17 protein-coding genes are annotated in these 16,148 nt (G+C 56.8%); 14 read left to right on the top strand and 3 right to left on the bottom strand.

Translation table 11 applies throughout. The features are described 5' to 3' along the window. Positions 1-2: 2 nt before the first annotated feature. From recF to dnaA, 3 genes are read right to left on the bottom strand one after another with little or no spacing between them, the layout of a single operon-like run. Positions 3-1,106, bottom strand: a complete 1,104-nt coding sequence (recF, locus tag ACIOVD_RS27130) for a DNA replication/repair protein RecF (RefSeq protein ID WP_019694407.1) — start codon at positions 1,104-1,106, stop codon at positions 3-5. Between the two features lie 20 nt (positions 1,107-1,126). Continuing rightward, positions 1,127-2,230 carry a DNA polymerase III subunit beta gene (gene dnaN / locus ACIOVD_RS27125; protein WP_401131223.1) on the bottom strand — a complete coding sequence of 368 codons (1,104 nt, stop codon included), beginning with the start codon at positions 2,228-2,230 and terminating at the stop codon, positions 1,127-1,129. 39 nt (positions 2,231-2,269) lie between these two features. Next, complete coding sequence (gene dnaA, locus ACIOVD_RS27120) at positions 2,270-3,787, bottom strand: chromosomal replication initiator protein DnaA (protein ID WP_095165073.1); 1,518 nt, start codon at positions 3,785-3,787, stop codon at positions 2,270-2,272. 565 nt (positions 3,788-4,352) lie between these two features. Between dnaA and rpmH the strand changes: the two genes are divergently transcribed. From rpmH to ACIOVD_RS27050, 14 genes are all read left to right on the top strand, one after another. After that, complete coding sequence (rpmH, locus tag ACIOVD_RS27115; protein ID WP_003213577.1) at positions 4,353-4,487, top strand: 50S ribosomal protein L34; 135 nt, start codon at positions 4,353-4,355, stop codon at positions 4,485-4,487. A gap of 16 nt (positions 4,488-4,503) precedes the next feature. Beyond that, the gene (gene rnpA / locus ACIOVD_RS27110; protein WP_202982093.1) at positions 4,504-4,905 is read left to right on the top strand and encodes a ribonuclease P protein component; all 402 of its coding nucleotides are present in this window, start codon (positions 4,504-4,506) and stop codon (positions 4,903-4,905) included. Then, positions 4,898-5,143 (top strand): membrane protein insertion efficiency factor YidD, encoded by a 246-nt coding sequence (gene yidD / locus ACIOVD_RS27105; protein ID WP_010465488.1) that lies wholly within the window; start codon positions 4,898-4,900, stop codon positions 5,141-5,143. The genes rnpA and yidD overlap by 8 nt, the downstream gene beginning before the upstream one ends. 2 nt (positions 5,144-5,145) lie before the next feature. Next, the gene (gene yidC / locus ACIOVD_RS27100; RefSeq protein WP_095165071.1) at positions 5,146-6,819 is read left to right on the top strand and encodes a membrane protein insertase YidC; all 1,674 of its coding nucleotides are present in this window, start codon (positions 5,146-5,148) and stop codon (positions 6,817-6,819) included. Between the two features lie 79 nt (positions 6,820-6,898). Beyond that, on the top strand, positions 6,899-8,269 hold the full coding sequence (mnmE, locus tag ACIOVD_RS27095) for a tRNA uridine-5-carboxymethylaminomethyl(34) synthesis GTPase MnmE (protein WP_401131219.1): 1,371 nt from the start codon (positions 6,899-6,901) through the stop codon (positions 8,267-8,269). A 628-nt stretch (positions 8,270-8,897) separates the two neighbouring features. Then, on the top strand, positions 8,898-10,796 hold the full coding sequence (gene mnmG, locus ACIOVD_RS27090; protein ID WP_159998698.1) for a tRNA uridine-5-carboxymethylaminomethyl(34) synthesis enzyme MnmG: 1,899 nt from the start codon (positions 8,898-8,900) through the stop codon (positions 10,794-10,796). Beyond that, positions 10,793-11,437, top strand: coding sequence for a 16S rRNA (guanine(527)-N(7))-methyltransferase RsmG (rsmG, locus tag ACIOVD_RS27085; protein WP_095165069.1), 645 nt, complete (start codon positions 10,793-10,795; stop codon positions 11,435-11,437). Before mnmG ends, rsmG begins: the two co-directional genes overlap by 4 nt. Positions 11,438-11,455: 18 nt before the next feature. Beyond that, on the top strand, positions 11,456-12,253 hold the full coding sequence (locus ACIOVD_RS27080; RefSeq protein WP_095165068.1) for a ParA family protein: 798 nt from the start codon (positions 11,456-11,458) through the stop codon (positions 12,251-12,253). Positions 12,254-12,262: 9 nt separating this feature from the next. Beyond that, entirely contained in the window at positions 12,263-13,135 is an 873-nt protein-coding gene (locus ACIOVD_RS27075; RefSeq protein ID WP_095165067.1) for a ParB/RepB/Spo0J family partition protein, read from the top strand. Positions 13,136-13,283: 148 nt separating this feature from the next. Further along, entirely contained in the window at positions 13,284-13,691 is a 408-nt protein-coding gene (locus ACIOVD_RS27070; protein WP_095165066.1) for a F0F1 ATP synthase subunit I, read from the top strand. A 16-nt stretch (positions 13,692-13,707) separates the two neighbouring features. Beyond that, a complete protein-coding gene (atpB, locus tag ACIOVD_RS27065; RefSeq protein WP_095165065.1) occupies positions 13,708-14,577 on the top strand; it encodes a F0F1 ATP synthase subunit A in 870 nt (289 codons plus the stop codon). 133 nt (positions 14,578-14,710) lie between these two features. Continuing rightward, a complete protein-coding gene (gene atpE, locus ACIOVD_RS27060; RefSeq protein WP_002555987.1) occupies positions 14,711-14,968 on the top strand; it encodes a F0F1 ATP synthase subunit C in 258 nt (85 codons plus the stop codon). A 56-nt stretch (positions 14,969-15,024) separates the two neighbouring features. Next, positions 15,025-15,495 (top strand): F0F1 ATP synthase subunit B, encoded by a 471-nt coding sequence (locus tag ACIOVD_RS27055; RefSeq protein ID WP_095146191.1) that lies wholly within the window; start codon positions 15,025-15,027, stop codon positions 15,493-15,495. 12 nt (positions 15,496-15,507) lie between these two features. After that, the gene (locus tag ACIOVD_RS27050) at positions 15,508-16,044 is read left to right on the top strand and encodes a F0F1 ATP synthase subunit delta (protein ID WP_095165064.1); all 537 of its coding nucleotides are present in this window, start codon (positions 15,508-15,510) and stop codon (positions 16,042-16,044) included. Positions 16,045-16,148 lie beyond the last annotated feature (104 nt).

The following is a 16,148-nucleotide window of genomic DNA, read 5'->3' as shown; positions in this document are numbered from 1 at the left end:
CTTCACTCCCGATGGTCGTGGGTCTGGGTGATACGGCCCTGTTCCACGTGGAACAAAGCGACTGGCGTTTCCGTCTGCCAGCCTTCCCTCAATAATTCGTGGTCTACACAGGTGATGAACACCTGGCAGCGTAAGTCTTCCAGCAAACGGCAAAGCGCGCGGCGGTGCTGCTCATCCAGTTCGGACGGCAAATCATCCACCAGATAAATACATTGGCCGCGCCGGGCCTGGCTGACCAAATGCCCTTGGGCGATCCGCAGGGCGCAAACCACCAACTTCTGCTGACCCCGGGACAAGATGTCCGCGGCATTGTGCGCGCCTAATCTAAGGCGCAAATCAGCGCGTTGCGGTCCGGCCTGGGTATGCCCCATTTGCTGATCCCGGTGAACGGACGCGGCGAGCACTGCACTCAGTTCCCGCTCTTTGTCCCAACCCCGGTAATAGCTAAGCGTTAAGCCCTCGAGTTCGACGAGTTCGCTCAAGGTCTGTTCAAAGACTGGTTTCAAGGCTTTGATGTAAGCGCGGCGGTATTCATCAATTTCAGCGCTGGCCTGGCACAATTCTCTGTCCCAAACCGCTTGCGAAACGGCGTCAAGTGTACCATGCCGCAGCCAAGAGTTTCTCTGGCGCAGGGCCTTCTGCAAGCGCTGCCAGGTGGACATGAAGCGCGGTTCCACGTGGAACACCCCCCAGTCCAGGAACTGACGGCGAATCTTCGGCGCACCTTCCAACAGGCGAAAACTGTCCGGGTTGATCAATTGCAGTGGCAGGATTTCTGCGAGTTGTGCGGCACTACGGGCGTTCTGCCCATCGATGCGAATCTGAAACTCGCCTTGCCGATCACGGGAAATCCCCAGCGCACTGTGGCCGCCTTCGGCCAATTCGACCTGGCCGAATACCGTACAGGCCAACTGTTCGTACTGGATCACCGGTAGCAGGCGGGTACTGCGAAACGAACGGGCGAGCCCCAGCAGATGGATGGCTTCCAACACACTGGTTTTTCCGCTGCCGTTGGCGCCGTACAGAATATTGATGCGGGGGGAGGGAGAGAAGGTCACCGGGTGCAGATTGCGCACCGCGGTGACCGAGACGCGACTGAGGGACATCTAGCGGCTGCTGAACATGTTTACAGGCGCATCGGCATGACAACGTAAGCCGAGTCGTCGTTGTCGGACTCTTGCACCAGCGCACTGCTGTTGGAGTCAGACAGGATCAAGCGCACCTGCTCGGTGGTCATCACGCCCAGCACGTCCAGCAAATAGCTGACGTTGAAGCCGATTTCCAGGGAGCCGCCGTTGTACTCAACGCCTACTTCTTCTTCCGCCTCTTCCTGTTCCGGGTTGTTCGCCTGGATCTTCAGCTGACCATTGGCCAGTTGCAGGCGAATACCGCGGTACTTCTCGTTGGACAGAATCGCCGTACGGCTGAATGCTTCACGCAGGGCCTGGCGATCGCCCAGTACCAGCTTGTCGCCGCCTTTTGGCAGGACGCGCTCGTAATCCGGGAACTTGCCGTCGACCAGTTTCGAGGTAAAGGTAAATTCACCGGTGGTGGCACGGATATGGTGTTGGCCCAACACGATGCTCACGTTGCCGTCTGGCTCTGTCAGCAGGCGTGCCAGTTCCAGGATACCTTTGCGTGGCACGATCACCTGGTGGCGATCCGGTTGGCCGATGTCAGCCTGCATCGAGCACATGGCCAAACGGTGACCATCGGTAGCCACGGCGCGGATGATTCCAGCCGACACTTCCAGCAGCATGCCGTTGAGGTAGTAGCGAACATCCTGCTGCGCCATGGCAAAGCTGGTGCGCTCGATCAAACGACGCAGTTTGCTTTGCGCCAGGGTGCACGTCAGCGAACCCGGGCCTTCTTCCACGGTAGGGAAGTCGTTGGCTGGCAGGGTCGACAGGGTAAAACGGCTACGACCGGCCTTGACCACCAGCTTCTGCTCATCGAGCTTGATGTCGATCAGCGCGTCGTTCGGCAGGCTCTTGCAGATGTCCATCAGCTTGCGTGCCGGGACAGTGATTTCGCCCGGCTCGGCCGGTTCTTCAAGTTGCACACGACCGACCAGCTCGACTTCCAGGTCGGTACCGGTCAGCGACAACTGCTGGCCTTCGACAACCAGCAGCACGTTGGAAAGCACCGGCAAGGTCTGTCGGCGCTCGACGACGCCTGCGACCAGTTGCAGGGGTTTCAACAGGGCTTCGCGTGGAATGGTGAAATGCATGGTCTAGTCCCTTGCCTTAATAAGCTGCGCTGGTGTTCATCAAGTGGTCAGTGTACGCAGCAGGTTCTTGTAGTCCTCGCGGATGTCCGCGTCGGATTCCTTAAGTTCGTTGATCTTGCGGCAGGCGTGCAACACCGTGGTGTGATCGCGACCGCCAAACACATCACCGATTTCCGGCAGGCTGTGGTTGGTCAGTTCCTTGGACAGGGCCATGGCCACTTGACGTGGACGGGCCACCGAACGCGAACGGCGTTTGGACAGCAAGTCGGAAATCTTGATCTTGTAGTACTCGGCGACGGTGCGCTGAATGTTATCCACAGAGACCAGTTTGTCCTGGAGCGCCAACAGGTCTTTCAGGGATTCGCGAATCAACTCGATGGTGATGTCGCGGCCCATGAAGTGCGAGTGCGCGATAACACGCTTGAGCGCGCCTTCGAGTTCACGCACGTTGGAGCGAATGCGCTGGGCGATAAAGAACGCGGCATCGTGCGGCAGGTCGACTTTGGCCTGGTCGGCTTTTTTCATCAGAATCGCGACGCGGGTTTCCAGTTCGGGAGGCTCGACGGCAACCGTCAGACCCCAGCCGAAGCGCGACTTCAAGCGCTCTTCAAGGCCTTCGATCTCCTTGGGATAACGGTCACTGGTGAGGATGACCTGCTGGCCACCCTCAAGCAGGGCGTTGAACGTGTGGAAAAACTCTTCCTGGGAACGTTCCTTGCGGGCGAAGAACTGAATGTCATCGATGAGCAGGGCGTCCACCGAACGGTAGAAACGCTTGAACTCGTTGATCGCATTCAGTTGCAGCGCCTTGACCATGTCGGCCACGAAGCGCTCGGAATGCAGGTACACGACCTTGGCATTCGGATTCTTCTTTAATAGATGGTTACCCACAGCGTGCATCAAGTGAGTTTTACCCAAGCCAACGCCGCCATACAGGAACAGCGGGTTGTAACCGTGCTTGGGATTGTCCGCGACCTGCCAGGCCGCAGCGCGGGCCAACTGGTTGGACTTACCCTCGACGAAATTTTCGAAGGTAAAGGTCCGGTTCAGGTAACTGGTGTGCTTGAGCGCACCTTCTACCTGCACGGTACGTTGTTCGGCACGCACCGGGGCCTGTTGCGAACTGGCGCCAGCCATCGGATCGAAGCTGTCGCGGGACGGCTCTTCATTAACCTCGACGATTTTCTGCGTCGAACGCTTGCTGGTTGGAGCCGGCGTTGGCGTATTGACCGGTGCCGGCGCCGCTGCAGCCTGGGCTTGCGATGCCGCAGCAGCCAAAGGTGCATTGGGCGCGGCCCGCGGTGCCGAACTGCGTTTGCTGCCTATTAATAAGGAAAGCGCAGGCGCCATGCCGTTGCCATGCTCATCCAGCAGTTCGAGCACGCGGCTCAGGTACTTTTCATTGACCCAGTCGAGAACAAAGCGATTCGGTGCGTAGACACGCAACTCGTCGCCTTCGGCTTCGACCTGTAGTGGACGGATCCAAGTGTTGAATTGTTGGGCAGGCAGCTCATCGCGCAAAAGCTCCACGCACTGCTGCCAAAGTTCCACTGACACGGATATCCCCTAAGTTGAAAGCCGGTGAGGCAAAAACAAGCGGCCATTGTAGCGACCGGACGCAGACTTATCCACACGTAGCTTGATCACAGGTGCAGAAGAATCAAGGTTTTATCGGTAAAAAAGGCGACCAATGGTCTGTGCATAAGCTCTGTGGATAACCACGCCTAAGCTCGTTGTACAAGTGGGGGCGAAACTCGGTGGATAACCTGCCTGTGGATAACCACCTGTTTCACCCACAGCTTATCCGACAGCGCAGCACAGGCTGACCACCGCTTTCCACGGTAGTTGTCATTCTCTGTACAGCACGGGATAGAAGGGCTAACGCCAGTTATCCACAGATAGAGGCGGGCCTAGCTTTTATAAGCTTTACAGAAAAGCTTTAAATACTTTCCTTCTTTATTTTTATATCTAGCTGTCCACCTTTCAAGGACGAACCACCCAAATACCCATTTAAAGGAAACCTTGGTTGGAAATTGACCTAGAGGCTTGCTTTCTCTAGAATCCCCGGTCTCTTAAAACGGGGGCCATTCCGGCCCGTTGTGGACGAACCAGGTAACACGACATGAAACGTACTTTCCAACCAAGCACTATCAAACGCGCTCGTACCCACGGTTTCCGTGCTCGCATGGCTACCAAAAACGGCCGCGCAGTCCTGTCGCGTCGTCGCGCCAAAGGTCGTGCGCGTCTGGCAGTTTGATAATCCGGTACTGGAGGTGAGTCAGGACTTCAGTCGGGAAAAGCGCTTGCTGACCCCCCGGCATTTCAAGGCAGTCTTTGACTCCCCTACCGGCAAGGTTCCGGGGAAAAATCTCCTGCTCCTTGCACGCACCAACGATCTCGATCACCCCCGTCTCGGGCTGGTTATCGGGAAAAAGAGTGTGAAACTCTCCGTTGAGCGAAATCGCCTCAAACGTCTGATGCGCGAATCGTTTCGCCTCCACCAGGATTCTCTGGTTGGGTGGGATATCGTGATCGTCGCGCGCAAAGGTTTGGGCGAAGTAGAAAACCCCGAATTGATTCAGCATTTCGGCAAACTCTGGAAACGTCTGGCACGCAGCAAGCCAGAGCCAGCAGTCAAAGCCGAAACTGTAGGGGTAGACAGCACTGATGCGTAAACTGGCACTCGTTCCGATCCAGTTTTATCGCTATGCCATTAGTCCTCTGATGGCCAGTCACTGTCGTTTCTACCCCAGTTGTTCCTGCTACGCGTATGAAGCCATTGAAAATCATGGCCTTCTGCGCGGTGGCTGGCTGACCTTTCGTCGTTTAGGTCGCTGTCATCCGTGGAATCCCGGTGGTTATGACCCGGTTCCGCCTATCCCTACCTCCCGTTCTTCTTCGATGGCCGAGTAATCATGGATATTAAACGCACGATCCTGATCGTCGCCCTGGCAATCGTGTCCTACGTCATGGTCCTGAAATGGAACCAGGACTACGGCCAAGCTGCCCTGCCGACTCAGAATGTTGCTGCCAATCAGAATGCCCCGGCTATTCCGGACGGTACCAACGCTTCCGCCAGTGCCGATGTACCCAGCGCAAATACCGATACCAGCACCCCTACCGAAACTCCGGTAGTGGCTAGTAAAGATCTCATCCACGTAAAAACGGATGTGCTCGAACTGGCTATCGATCCTCAGGGTGGTGATATCGCCCAACTGATGCTGCCGCTGTATCCACGTCGCCAGGACCATCCGGAAATTCCGTTCCAGCTGTTCGATAACGGCAGTGAACGTACTTATCTGGCGCAAAGTGGCCTGACCGGTACCAACGGTCCTGATGCTCGCCCGACCGGTCGTCCGGTTTACTCGTCCGAACAGAAGACTTATCAACTGGCTGATGGCCAGAACCAGCTCAACGTTGACCTCAAATTCAGCGATGGTGGTGTCAATTACATCAAGCGCTTCAGCTTCACTCGCGGTTTGTACGATCTGAAAGTTACTTATCTGATCGACAACACCAGCGACAAGGCCTGGACTGGCAACCTGTTTGCCCAGCTCAAGCGTGATGCCAGTGCCGATCCTTCTTCCACCACTGCCACCGGCACCGCCACTTACCTGGGCGCCGCCCTGTGGACAAGTGCAGAGCCGTACAAAAAAGTGTCGATGAAAGATATCGACAAGGCTGCGCTGAAAGAAACCGTCAATGGTGGCTGGGTCGCCTGGCTGCAACACTACTTCGTAACGGCCTGGATTCCAGCCAAGAACGACAGCAACGTGGTGCAGACTCGCAAAGACAACCAGGGCAACTACATCATCGGTTTCACTGGCCCGGCTTTGACCATTGCGCCAGGTGCCAAGGCTGAAACCAGCGCGACCCTGTACGCGGGTCCGAAAAGCCAGGCAGTACTGAAAGAGTTATCCCCAGGTCTGGAACTGACGGTCGACTACGGCATTCTGTGGTTCATCGCTCAACCGATCTTCTGGCTGCTGCAACATATCCACGCCATTGTGGGTAACTGGGGCTGGTCGATCATCTTCCTGACCATGCTGATCAAAGGGATCTTCTTCCCGCTGTCGGCTGCCAGCTACAAGTCCATGGCACGCATGCGTGCAGTGGCGCCAAAACTGGCTGCGCTGAAAGAGCAACATGGCGATGACCGGCAGAAAATGTCGCAAGCCATGATGGAGCTGTACAAGAAAGAGAAGATCAATCCGCTGGGTGGTTGCTTGCCAATCCTCGTGCAGATGCCGGTTTTCCTCTCGCTGTACTGGGTACTCCTGGAAAGCGTGGAAATGCGCCAAGCGCCATTCATGCTGTGGATTACCGACCTGTCGATCAAGGATCCGTTCTTCATTCTGCCGATCATCATGGGTGCAACCATGTTCATCCAGCAGCAGCTGAACCCGACTCCTCCGGATCCGATGCAGGCCAAGGTGATGAAGCTGATGCCAATCATCTTCACCTTCTTCTTCCTGTGGTTCCCAGCGGGCCTGGTGCTGTATTGGGTTGTGAACAACTGCCTGTCGATCGCACAACAGTGGTACATCACTCGCAAAGTTGAAGCGGCGACAAAAAAAGCCGACGCGTAACTTGCTCAGTATGTAACCATTCAAAACGCCCCCTCGTGGGGCGTTTTGCTATCTGCCATTTTTATCGGGATATCGGTTTATGAGCGCTCCTCGTGAAACCATCGCCGCCGTCGCCACCGCCCAGGGCCGTGGGGGCGTCGGTATCGTTCGTATTTCCGGGCCACTGGCGCGTCATGCGGCACAGGCCATCAGTGGTCGCGAGCTGAAGCCGCGTTTTGCCCATTACGGTCCGTTTCTCAGCGCCGAGGATGAAGTCCTGGATGAAGGTATTGCCCTGTATTTCCCAGGGCCCAACTCCTTCACCGGTGAAGACGTGCTGGAACTGCAAGGCCACGGCGGACCGATTGTCCTGGACATGTTGCTGCAGCGTTGCCTGCAACTGGGTTGTCGTCTGGCCCGGCCAGGGGAATTCAGCGAGCGCGCGTTCCTCAACGACAAGCTCGACCTGGCCCAGGCCGAAGCCATTGCCGACCTCATCGAGGCCAGCTCCGCGCAAGCCGCACGCAATGCCCTGCGTTCTCTGCAAGGGGCGTTTTCCCAGCGTGTGCATAACCTCACCGAACAATTGATTGCCTTGCGTATCTACGTCGAAGCGGCGATCGACTTCCCGGAAGAGGAGATCGATTTCCTTGCCGATGGCCATGTGCTGTCCATGCTCGATGCCGTGCGCGAGGAGTTGGCCAAGGTGTTGCGTGAAGCTGGGCAGGGCGCGTTGTTGCGCGATGGCATGACCGTGGTCATCGCCGGCCGTCCGAATGCCGGCAAGTCGAGCCTGCTCAATGCATTGGCCGGTCGTGAAGCTGCGATCGTCACCGAGATCGCCGGCACCACCCGGGACATCCTGCGCGAACATATCCACATCGATGGCATGCCGCTGCACGTGGTCGACACTGCGGGTCTGCGCGATACCGATGACCAGGTCGAGAAGATTGGTGTGGAGCGGGCGTTGAAGGCGATCAGCGAAGCCGACCGGGTGTTGCTGGTGGTCGACGCTACGGCCCCTGAAGCCCTTGATCCATTTGCCCTGTGGCCTGAGTTCCTGGAACAGCGCCCGGAGCCGGGCAAAGTCACCCTGATCCGCAACAAGGCCGACCTCACGGGTGAGGCCATTGGGCTGCAGGTCTGTGACGATGGGCACGTCACCATCAGCCTCAGTGCCAAGTCGGCAGGTGAAGGCCTGGAGCTACTGCGTGACCACCTCAAGGCCTGCATGGGCTACGAGCAGACCTCAGAAAGCAGTTTCAGCGCCCGTCGTCGTCACCTTGAAGCCTTGCGCCATGCCAGTGACTCCCTGGAACATGGGCGTGCGCAGCTGACATTGGCCGGCGCCGGCGAGTTGTTGGCCGAAGATTTGCACCAGGCACAGCAGTCACTGGGTGAAATTACCGGTGAATTCAGCTCAGATGACCTGCTGGGCAGGATCTTTTCCAGCTTCTGCATCGGTAAATAACGCTCCCTTCCCAAGATAGGAGCCTGCGATCTAGTCATCTTTTGATGCTTCTACCCGTGCTTGCGTCTCTCTCGGGCGGATGAATCGTTAAAAGATCGCAGGCTTCCACCAGCTCTTACCGCTGTTAATCCATTTTTCTTCTTTCGTTGCCATGGGATTTTTTCGCCAGGGTGGTTTGCCCGTGGGCGAGATTTGCCTTTTTACGGTTTTTCTGTGGATTAAGCCCTGTGAATAACTGCCACTAAGGTCAGTTGATAACAGGGCCTGAAAACTGAGTAAAACTGCCTATGTGGATAACCACCTCATTCATCCACAGGCTTAGAGCGGTTATCCAATGCCCTCAAGGCCACATGACCACAGACTTTCAAACCGCTGTACACATTGTAAATAAAGGCTTGTAGCGTTCTATCCACAGAAATGTAGCTGTATAGATATAAACATAAAAACAAAGATCTTATAAATTTCTTTCTTTTTAATTTCTATTGTTCGTGACTTACCCACAGCTGGTTAAATTTTGTGCAAAGGGTTCTTTAGGAAGGGCGAAGTCCCTATACTTGTCGACCAGGTCCAAAAACCTGAGCTCAAACCATTTCTGAATTACCTAACTGAAGCAGGCACGAGGTGCGTGGTGGATTTCCCTTCCCGTTTTGAAGTGATCGTCATCGGCGGCGGTCATGCCGGTACCGAGGCAGCACTTGCATCAGCACGTATGGGGGCAAAAACCCTGTTGCTGACGCATAACGTGGAAACCCTCGGTGCCATGAGCTGCAACCCCGCAATTGGCGGGATCGGCAAAAGCCACCTGGTCAAGGAAATCGACGCCCTCGGCGGCGCGATGGCCATGGCCACCGATAAGGGTGGTATCCAGTTTCGCGTGTTGAACAGCCGCAAAGGCCCAGCCGTGCGCGCTACTCGCGCCCAGGCCGACCGCGTGTTGTACAAGGCTGCGGTTCGCGAGATTCTCGAGAACCAGCCGAACCTGTGGATATTTCAACAGGCAGCGGACGACCTGATCGTTGAGCAGGAGCAAGTACGCGGTGTTGTCACCCAAATGGGCCTGCGTTTCTTCGCCGACTCCGTGGTTTTGACGACCGGTACTTTCCTCGGTGGACTTATCCACATCGGTTTGCAGAATTTTTCCGGCGGTCGCGCCGGTGATCCGCCGTCGATTGCCCTGGCTCACCGTCTGCGTGAACTGCCGCTGCGCGTGGGTCGCTTGAAAACCGGTACGCCACCGCGCATTGATGGCCGATCTGTGGATTTCTCGGTGATGACCGAGCAACCCGGTGATACGCCGATCCCGGTGATGTCGTTCATGGGCAACAAGGAACAGCATCCCAAGCAGGTCAGTTGCTGGATTACCCACACCAACGCCCGTACCCACGAAATCATCGCCGCGAACCTCGACCGTTCGCCGATGTATTCCGCTGCCGGTGAGATTGAAGGCATTGGTCCGCGTTACTGCCCATCGATCGAAGACAAGATCCACCGTTTTGCCGACAAGCAAAGCCACCAGGTGTTTATCGAGCCGGAAGGTCTGACCACCCACGAGCTTTACCCGAATGGGATATCCACAAGCTTGCCGTTCGACGTGCAATTGCAGATCGTGCAATCGATCCGCGGCATGGAGAACGCGCACATCGTGCGTCCGGGCTACGCGATCGAGTACGACTACTTCGATCCACGCGACCTGAAGTACAGCCTGGAAACCAAGGTGATCGGCGGTCTGTTTTTCGCCGGGCAGATCAACGGCACCACCGGTTACGAAGAAGCCGGCGCCCAAGGTTTGCTGGCCGGGGCCAACGCCGCACTGCGTGCACAGGGCAAAGACGCCTGGTGCCCGCGTCGCGATGAAGCCTACATCGGCGTATTGGTCGACGATCTGATTACCCTCGGGACCCAGGAACCGTATCGGATGTTCACTTCCCGCGCCGAATACCGGTTGATCCTGCGCGAAGACAACGCCGACCTGCGCTTGACCGAAAAAGGTCGCGAGCTGGGCCTGGTCGATGACGCGCGTTGGGCAGCATTCTGCAAAAAACGCGAAAGCATCGAACTCGAAGAGCAGCGCCTGAAAAGTACCTGGGTTCGCCCGGGCACCGAGCAAGGCGATGCGATTGCGGAAAAATTCGGCACCCCGCTGACCCACGAATACAACTTGCTGAACCTGCTGACCCGTCCGGAAATCGACTACGCTGGCCTGATCTCGGTCACCGGCATAGGTGCAGACGATCCACAGGTTGCCGAGCAGGTCGAGATCAAGACCAAATACGCCGGTTACATCGATCGCCAACAGGATGAAATCGCTCGTCTGCGGGCCAGCGAAGACACCAAACTGCCTGTGGATATCGATTACACGACCATCTCCGGTCTCTCCAAGGAGATCCAGGGCAAGCTCGGTGCAACCCGTCCGGAAACACTGGGCCAGGCTTCGCGGATTCCGGGCGTGACGCCGGCAGCCATTTCGCTGTTGATGATTCATTTGAAAAAACGCGGCGCGGGCCGTCAGTTGGAGCAAAGCGCTTGAGTTCGTTGGTCACCTTGCAACACGCCGAAGAGTTATCCACAGGTGCACGCCAGCTCGGTGTCAACCTGAGTGAAGCCCAGCACGCCCAATTGCTGGGTTACCTGGCCCTGTTGATCAAATGGAACAAGGCCTACAACCTCACCGCGGTGCGTGATCCAGACGAAATGGTCTCGCGCCATTTGCTCGACAGCCTGAGCGTGATGTCCTTCATCGAAAACGGCCGTTGGCTGGATGTCGGCAGTGGCGGCGGCATGCCGGGTATTCCCTTGGCTATCCTGTTTCCCGAGTCGCAAGTCACTTGCCTGGACAGCAATGGCAAGAAAACCCGCTTCCTGACCCAGGTCAAACTCGAACTCAAACTGGATAACCTGCAAGTTATCCACAGTCGCGTCGAAGCCTTCCAGCCTGAGCTGCCATTCAACGGGATCATCTCCCGGGCCTTCAGCAGCATGGAGAATTTCAGCAACTGGACGCGCCACCTCGGCGACACCGATACACGTTGGCTGGCAATGAAGGGCGTTCATCCCGCGGATGAGCTGGTAGCATTGCCGGCAGACTTCCACCTCGATAGCGAACACGCCTTGGCCGTACCTGGTTGCCAAGGCCAACGCCATCTGCTGATACTGCGCCGCACGGCATGATTGGGAACACAAGCAAGAATGGCTAAGGTATTCGCGATAGCGAACCAAAAGGGTGGTGTGGGCAAAACCACCACCTGCATCAACCTCGCAGCATCCCTGGTCGCCACCAAGCGCCGGGTGCTGTTGATCGATCTCGATCCACAGGGCAACGCCACCATGGGTAGCGGTGTGGATAAACACGGCCTGGAAAACTCGGTCTACGACTTATTGATCGGCGAATGCGACCTGACCCAGGCCATGCATTTCTCCGAACACGGTGGTTACCAGCTGTTGCCGGCGAACCGCGACCTGACCGCGGCGGAAGTGGTCCTGCTGGAAATGCAGATGAAGGAAAGCCGCCTGCGCAGCGCCTTGGCGCCGATTCGCGAGAGCTATGACTACATTCTGATCGACTGCCCGCCGTCGCTGTCGATGCTCACCCTGAATGCATTGGTCGCCGCAGATGGGGTCATTATCCCCATGCAGTGTGAATACTTTGCACTCGAAGGCTTGAGCGACCTTGTGGATAACATCAAGCGCATCGCCGAACTGCTGAACCCGAACCTCAAGGTCGAAGGCCTGCTGCGGACTATGTATGACCCGCGCCTGAGCCTGATGAACGATGTTTCGGCCCAGCTCAAGGAACACTTCGGCGAGCAGTTGTACGACACGGTCATCCCACGCAACATCCGCCTGGCCGAAGCACCCAGCTATGGCATGCCTGCGCTGGCGTACGACAAATCATCGCGAGGCGCGATTGCCTACCTGGCATTGGCAGGCGAGATGGTTCGCCGTCAACGCAAAAACTCACGTGCCGCCGCTGCTCAGGCAACTTAAGGAATCCCCATGGCCGTCAAGAAACGAGGTCTCGGACGTGGACTGGATGCACTGCTGAGTGGTCCGACTGTCAGCTCGCTGGAAGAACAGGCCGTGCAGGCCGACTTGCGCGAGCTGCAGCACTTGCCACTGGACCTGCTCCAGCGCGGCAAGTACCAGCCCCGCCGGGACATGGACCCGCAGGCGCTGGAAGAGCTGGCGCAGTCGATCAAGAGCCAGGGCGTGATGCAGCCGATCGTGGTTCGTCCCATCGGCGCCGGGCGCTTTGAAATCATTGCCGGTGAGCGCCGCTGGCGCGCCAGCCAGCAGGCCGGGCAGGAAACCATCCCGGCGATGGTGCGTGACGTGTCGGATGAAACCGCTATCGCCATGGCCCTGATCGAGAACATCCAGCGCGAGGACCTCAATCCAATCGAGGAAGCTGTCGCCCTGCAGCGTTTGCAGCAGGAGTTCCAGCTGACTCAGCAGCAAGTGGCCGAAGCCGTGGGCAAGTCCCGGGTGACAGTCGCTAACCTGTTGCGCCTGATTGCCTTGCCAGAAGTCATCAAGACCATGTTGTCCCACGGCGACCTGGAAATGGGTCATGCCCGTGCTTTGCTCGGGTTACCGGAAAATCAACAGGTTGAAGGGGCGCGACACGTTGTCGCACGGGGCCTCACCGTACGCCAGACAGAAGCCCTGGTTCGCCAGTGGCTCAGTGGCAAGCCGGAGGTCGCCGAACCGGTCAAGGCCGACCCGGATATCGCCCGCCTTGAACAGCGTCTGGCAGAGCGCCTAGGCTCTGCGGTGCAGATCCGCCACGGGAAGAAGGGAAAAGGTCAGTTGGTAATCGGCTATAACTCACTGGATGAGCTTCAAGGTGTCCTTGCACACATCCGCTGAAACATTTCCTCATGTAGCGTGCAGTCGGAAATCACTACCTGACAGTTGAATAGGGGCTGAACCGCCCCTATACTCTGCGCGCATTTTGTCGGCACAAATTATGCCAAGTTATTGAATTCTGGCAGCCGACCTTTGAGGAGCAAGATCGATGGAAAGCCGCACGCCAAACCGCTTGCCGTTCCATCGCCTGGCGGTTTTTCCGGTGTTACTGGCTCAATTTGTCGTTTTGCTGCTGGCCGCTTTGGCGCTTTGGCAATGGCATGGAGTCGTAGCCGGGTACTCAGGACTCTGCGGAGGCCTGATAGCCTTGCTTCCCAATGTTTATTTCGCTCATAGGGCATTTCGGTTTTCCGGGGCCCGGGCAGCTCAAGCCATCGTCCGGTCTTTTTATGCCGGCGAGGCGGGCAAACTGATTTTGACGGCAGTGCTTTTTGCATTGACGTTCGCAGGTGTGAAGCCACTGGCGCCGTTAGCAGTCTTCGGCGTCTTTGTGTTGACCCAACTGGTCAGCTGGTTCGCTCCCCTGCTGATGAGAACAAGACTTTCGAGACCTTAGGGCGTTTGAGGCAACCATGGCAGAAACAACCGCTTCGGGCTATATCCAGCACCACTTGCAGAACCTGACCTTCGGTCAGCACCCTACCGGCGGCTGGGGCTTTGCCCACACCGCAGCAGAAGCCAAAGAAATGGGCTTCTGGGCTTTCCACGTCGATACCCTCGGCTGGTCGGTCGCATTGGGTCTGATTTTCGTACTTCTTTTCCGCATGGCGGCGAAGAAAGCGACTTCCGGTCAACCAGGTGCTTTGCAGAACTTCGTTGAAGTATTGGTCGAATTCGTCGATGGCAGCGTGAAAGACAGCTTCCATGGCCGTAGCCCGGTGATTGCACCGCTGGCACTGACCATCTTCGTCTGGGTCTTCCTGATGAACGCCGTCGACCTGATCCCGGTTGACTGGATTCCTCAGCTGGCCATGATGATCTCTGGCGATCCGCACATTCCGTTCCGTGCCGTATCGACCACTGACCCGAACGCTACCCTGGGCATGGCCCTGTCGGTGTTCGCGTTGATCATTTTCTACAGCATCAAGGTCAAGGGCATCGGCGGTTTCATCGGCGAACTGACCCTGCACCCGTTCGGCAGCAAGAACGTCTTCGTTCAAGCCTTGCTGATCCCGGTGAACTTCCTGCTGGAGTTCGTGACGCTGATCGCCAAGCCAATCTCGCTGGCCCTGCGTCTGTTCGGCAACATGTATGCCGGCGAACTGGTGTTCATTCTGATCGCTGTGATGTTCGGCAGTGGTCTGCTCTGGCTTAGCGGCCTGGGCGTAGTTCTGCAGTGGGCGTGGGCTGTGTTCCACATCCTGATCATCACCCTGCAGGCGTTTATCTTCATGATGCTGACCATCGTCTACCTGTCGATGGCGCACGAAGAGAACCATTAAGACCAGCTTAGGCTAGTCTGATGTCCCTCTCGTCTCGGCGGGAGGGGGCCCATCACGGGCACGATGAAACGATTTGTTTTACCGCTTTAATCTAAAAAACCTAAACCATACGACGTAAAAGTCGGGAGGAAAGATGGAAACTGTAGTTGGTCTAACCGCTATCGCTGTTGCACTGTTGATCGGCCTGGGCGCACTGGGTACCGCAATTGGTTTCGGCCTGTTGGGCGGCAAGTTCCTGGAAGGCGCAGCGCGTCAGCCAGAAATGGTTCCAATGCTGCAAGTTAAAATGTTCATCGTTGCCGGTCTGCTCGACGCCGTAACCATGATCGGTGTTGGTATTGCTCTGTTCTTCACTTTCGCGAACCCATTCGTTGGTCAACTCGCTGGCTAATCACTCGAACCTTCGAGTGATTGGTGTGATGTGCAACGAACGAGCGAGGTGTTGGCGTGAACATTAATGCAACCCTGATTGGCCAGTCCGTTGCGTTCTTAATTTTTGTACTTTTTTGCATGAAGTTCGTGTGGCCTCCGGTCATTGCGGCTTTGCACGAACGTCAGAAGAAGATCGCGGATGGACTGGACGCTGCCGCCCGAGCAGCTCGCGACCTGGAGTTGGCCCAAGATAAAGCGGGTCAACAACTGCGCGAAGCAAAAACTCAGGCAGCCGAAATCATTGAGCAAGCCAAGAAGCGCGGCAATCAGATCGTTGAAGAGGCTGTTGAAAAAGCCCGTATCGACGCTGAACGCGTAAAGGTTCAGGCTCAGGCCGAGATCGAGCAGGAAATCAACAGTGTCAAAGACGCGCTGCGTACCCAACTGGGTGCACTGGCCGTTGGCGGCGCCGAGAAGATCCTGGGTGCCACAATCGATCAAAACGCGCACGCGGAGCTGGTAAACAAACTGGCTGCTGAAATTTAAGCGAGGGCGATCATGGCAGAATTGACCACGTTGGCCCGACCTTACGCTAAGGCAGCCTTCGAGCACGCCCAGGCCCACCAGCAACTGGCCTCTTGGTCAGCCATGCTCGGCCTGGCTGCAGCAGTGTCGCAAGACGACACCATGCAGCGCGTGCTCAAGGCCCCGCGACTGACGAGCGCAGACAAGGCCGCCACGTTTATTGACGTGTGCGGCGACAAGTTTGATGCCAAGGCACAGAACTTCATCAACATCGTTGCCGAAAACGACCGTCTCCCGCTGTTGCCGGAGATCGCCGCTCTGTTTGACCTGTACAAGGCTGAACAAGAGAAGTCGGTAGATGTAGAAGTCACCAGTGCTTTTGCATTGAACCAAGAACAGCAAGACAAACTCGCCAAGGTTCTCAGTGCACGACTCAACCGGGAAGTGCGCCTGCAAGTTGCGGAGGATGCCGCCCTGATTGGTGGTGTCATCATTCGCGCCGGCGACCTGGTAATCGATGGCTCGATTCGCGGAAAACTCGCGAATCTTGCCGAAGCATTGAAATCTTGAGTTTGAAGGGGCAGCAGAGCAATGCAGCAACTCAATCCTTCCGAAATAAGTGAAATTATCAAGGGCCGCATCTAAAAGCTCGATGTGACCACCCAAGCCCGTAA

Origin of the sequence: Pseudomonas sp. NPDC087626 (genome assembly GCF_044743405.1) — a bacterium.
In the GTDB taxonomy this organism is placed as follows: domain Bacteria; phylum Pseudomonadota; class Gammaproteobacteria; order Pseudomonadales; family Pseudomonadaceae; genus Aquipseudomonas.
The sequence above is the reverse complement of the archived record's forward strand: the minus strand, read 5'-3'. Positions and strand labels throughout refer to the sequence as shown.

Coding starts and splice junctions, on each gene's coding strand:
- ACIOVD_RS27070 (WP_095165066.1), top strand. CDS start 13,284: ATGGAAAGCCGCACGCCAAACCGCTTGCCGTTCCATCGCCTGGCGGTT.
- dnaN (WP_401131223.1), bottom strand. CDS start 2,230: ATGCATTTCACCATTCCACGCGAAGCCCTGTTGAAACCCCTGCAACTG.
- atpB (WP_095165065.1), top strand. CDS start 13,708: ATGGCAGAAACAACCGCTTCGGGCTATATCCAGCACCACTTGCAGAAC.
- yidC (WP_095165071.1), top strand. CDS start 5,146: ATGGATATTAAACGCACGATCCTGATCGTCGCCCTGGCAATCGTGTCC.
- ACIOVD_RS27080 (WP_095165068.1), top strand. CDS start 11,456: ATGGCTAAGGTATTCGCGATAGCGAACCAAAAGGGTGGTGTGGGCAAA.
- rpmH (WP_003213577.1), top strand. CDS start 4,353: ATGAAACGTACTTTCCAACCAAGCACTATCAAACGCGCTCGTACCCAC.
- ACIOVD_RS27075 (WP_095165067.1), top strand. CDS start 12,263: ATGGCCGTCAAGAAACGAGGTCTCGGACGTGGACTGGATGCACTGCTG.
- mnmE (WP_401131219.1), top strand. CDS start 6,899: ATGAGCGCTCCTCGTGAAACCATCGCCGCCGTCGCCACCGCCCAGGGC.
- yidD (WP_010465488.1), top strand. CDS start 4,898: ATGCGTAAACTGGCACTCGTTCCGATCCAGTTTTATCGCTATGCCATT.
- recF (WP_019694407.1), bottom strand. CDS start 1,106: ATGTCCCTCAGTCGCGTCTCGGTCACCGCGGTGCGCAATCTGCACCCG.
- ACIOVD_RS27050 (WP_095165064.1), top strand. CDS start 15,508: ATGGCAGAATTGACCACGTTGGCCCGACCTTACGCTAAGGCAGCCTTC.
- atpE (WP_002555987.1), top strand. CDS start 14,711: ATGGAAACTGTAGTTGGTCTAACCGCTATCGCTGTTGCACTGTTGATC.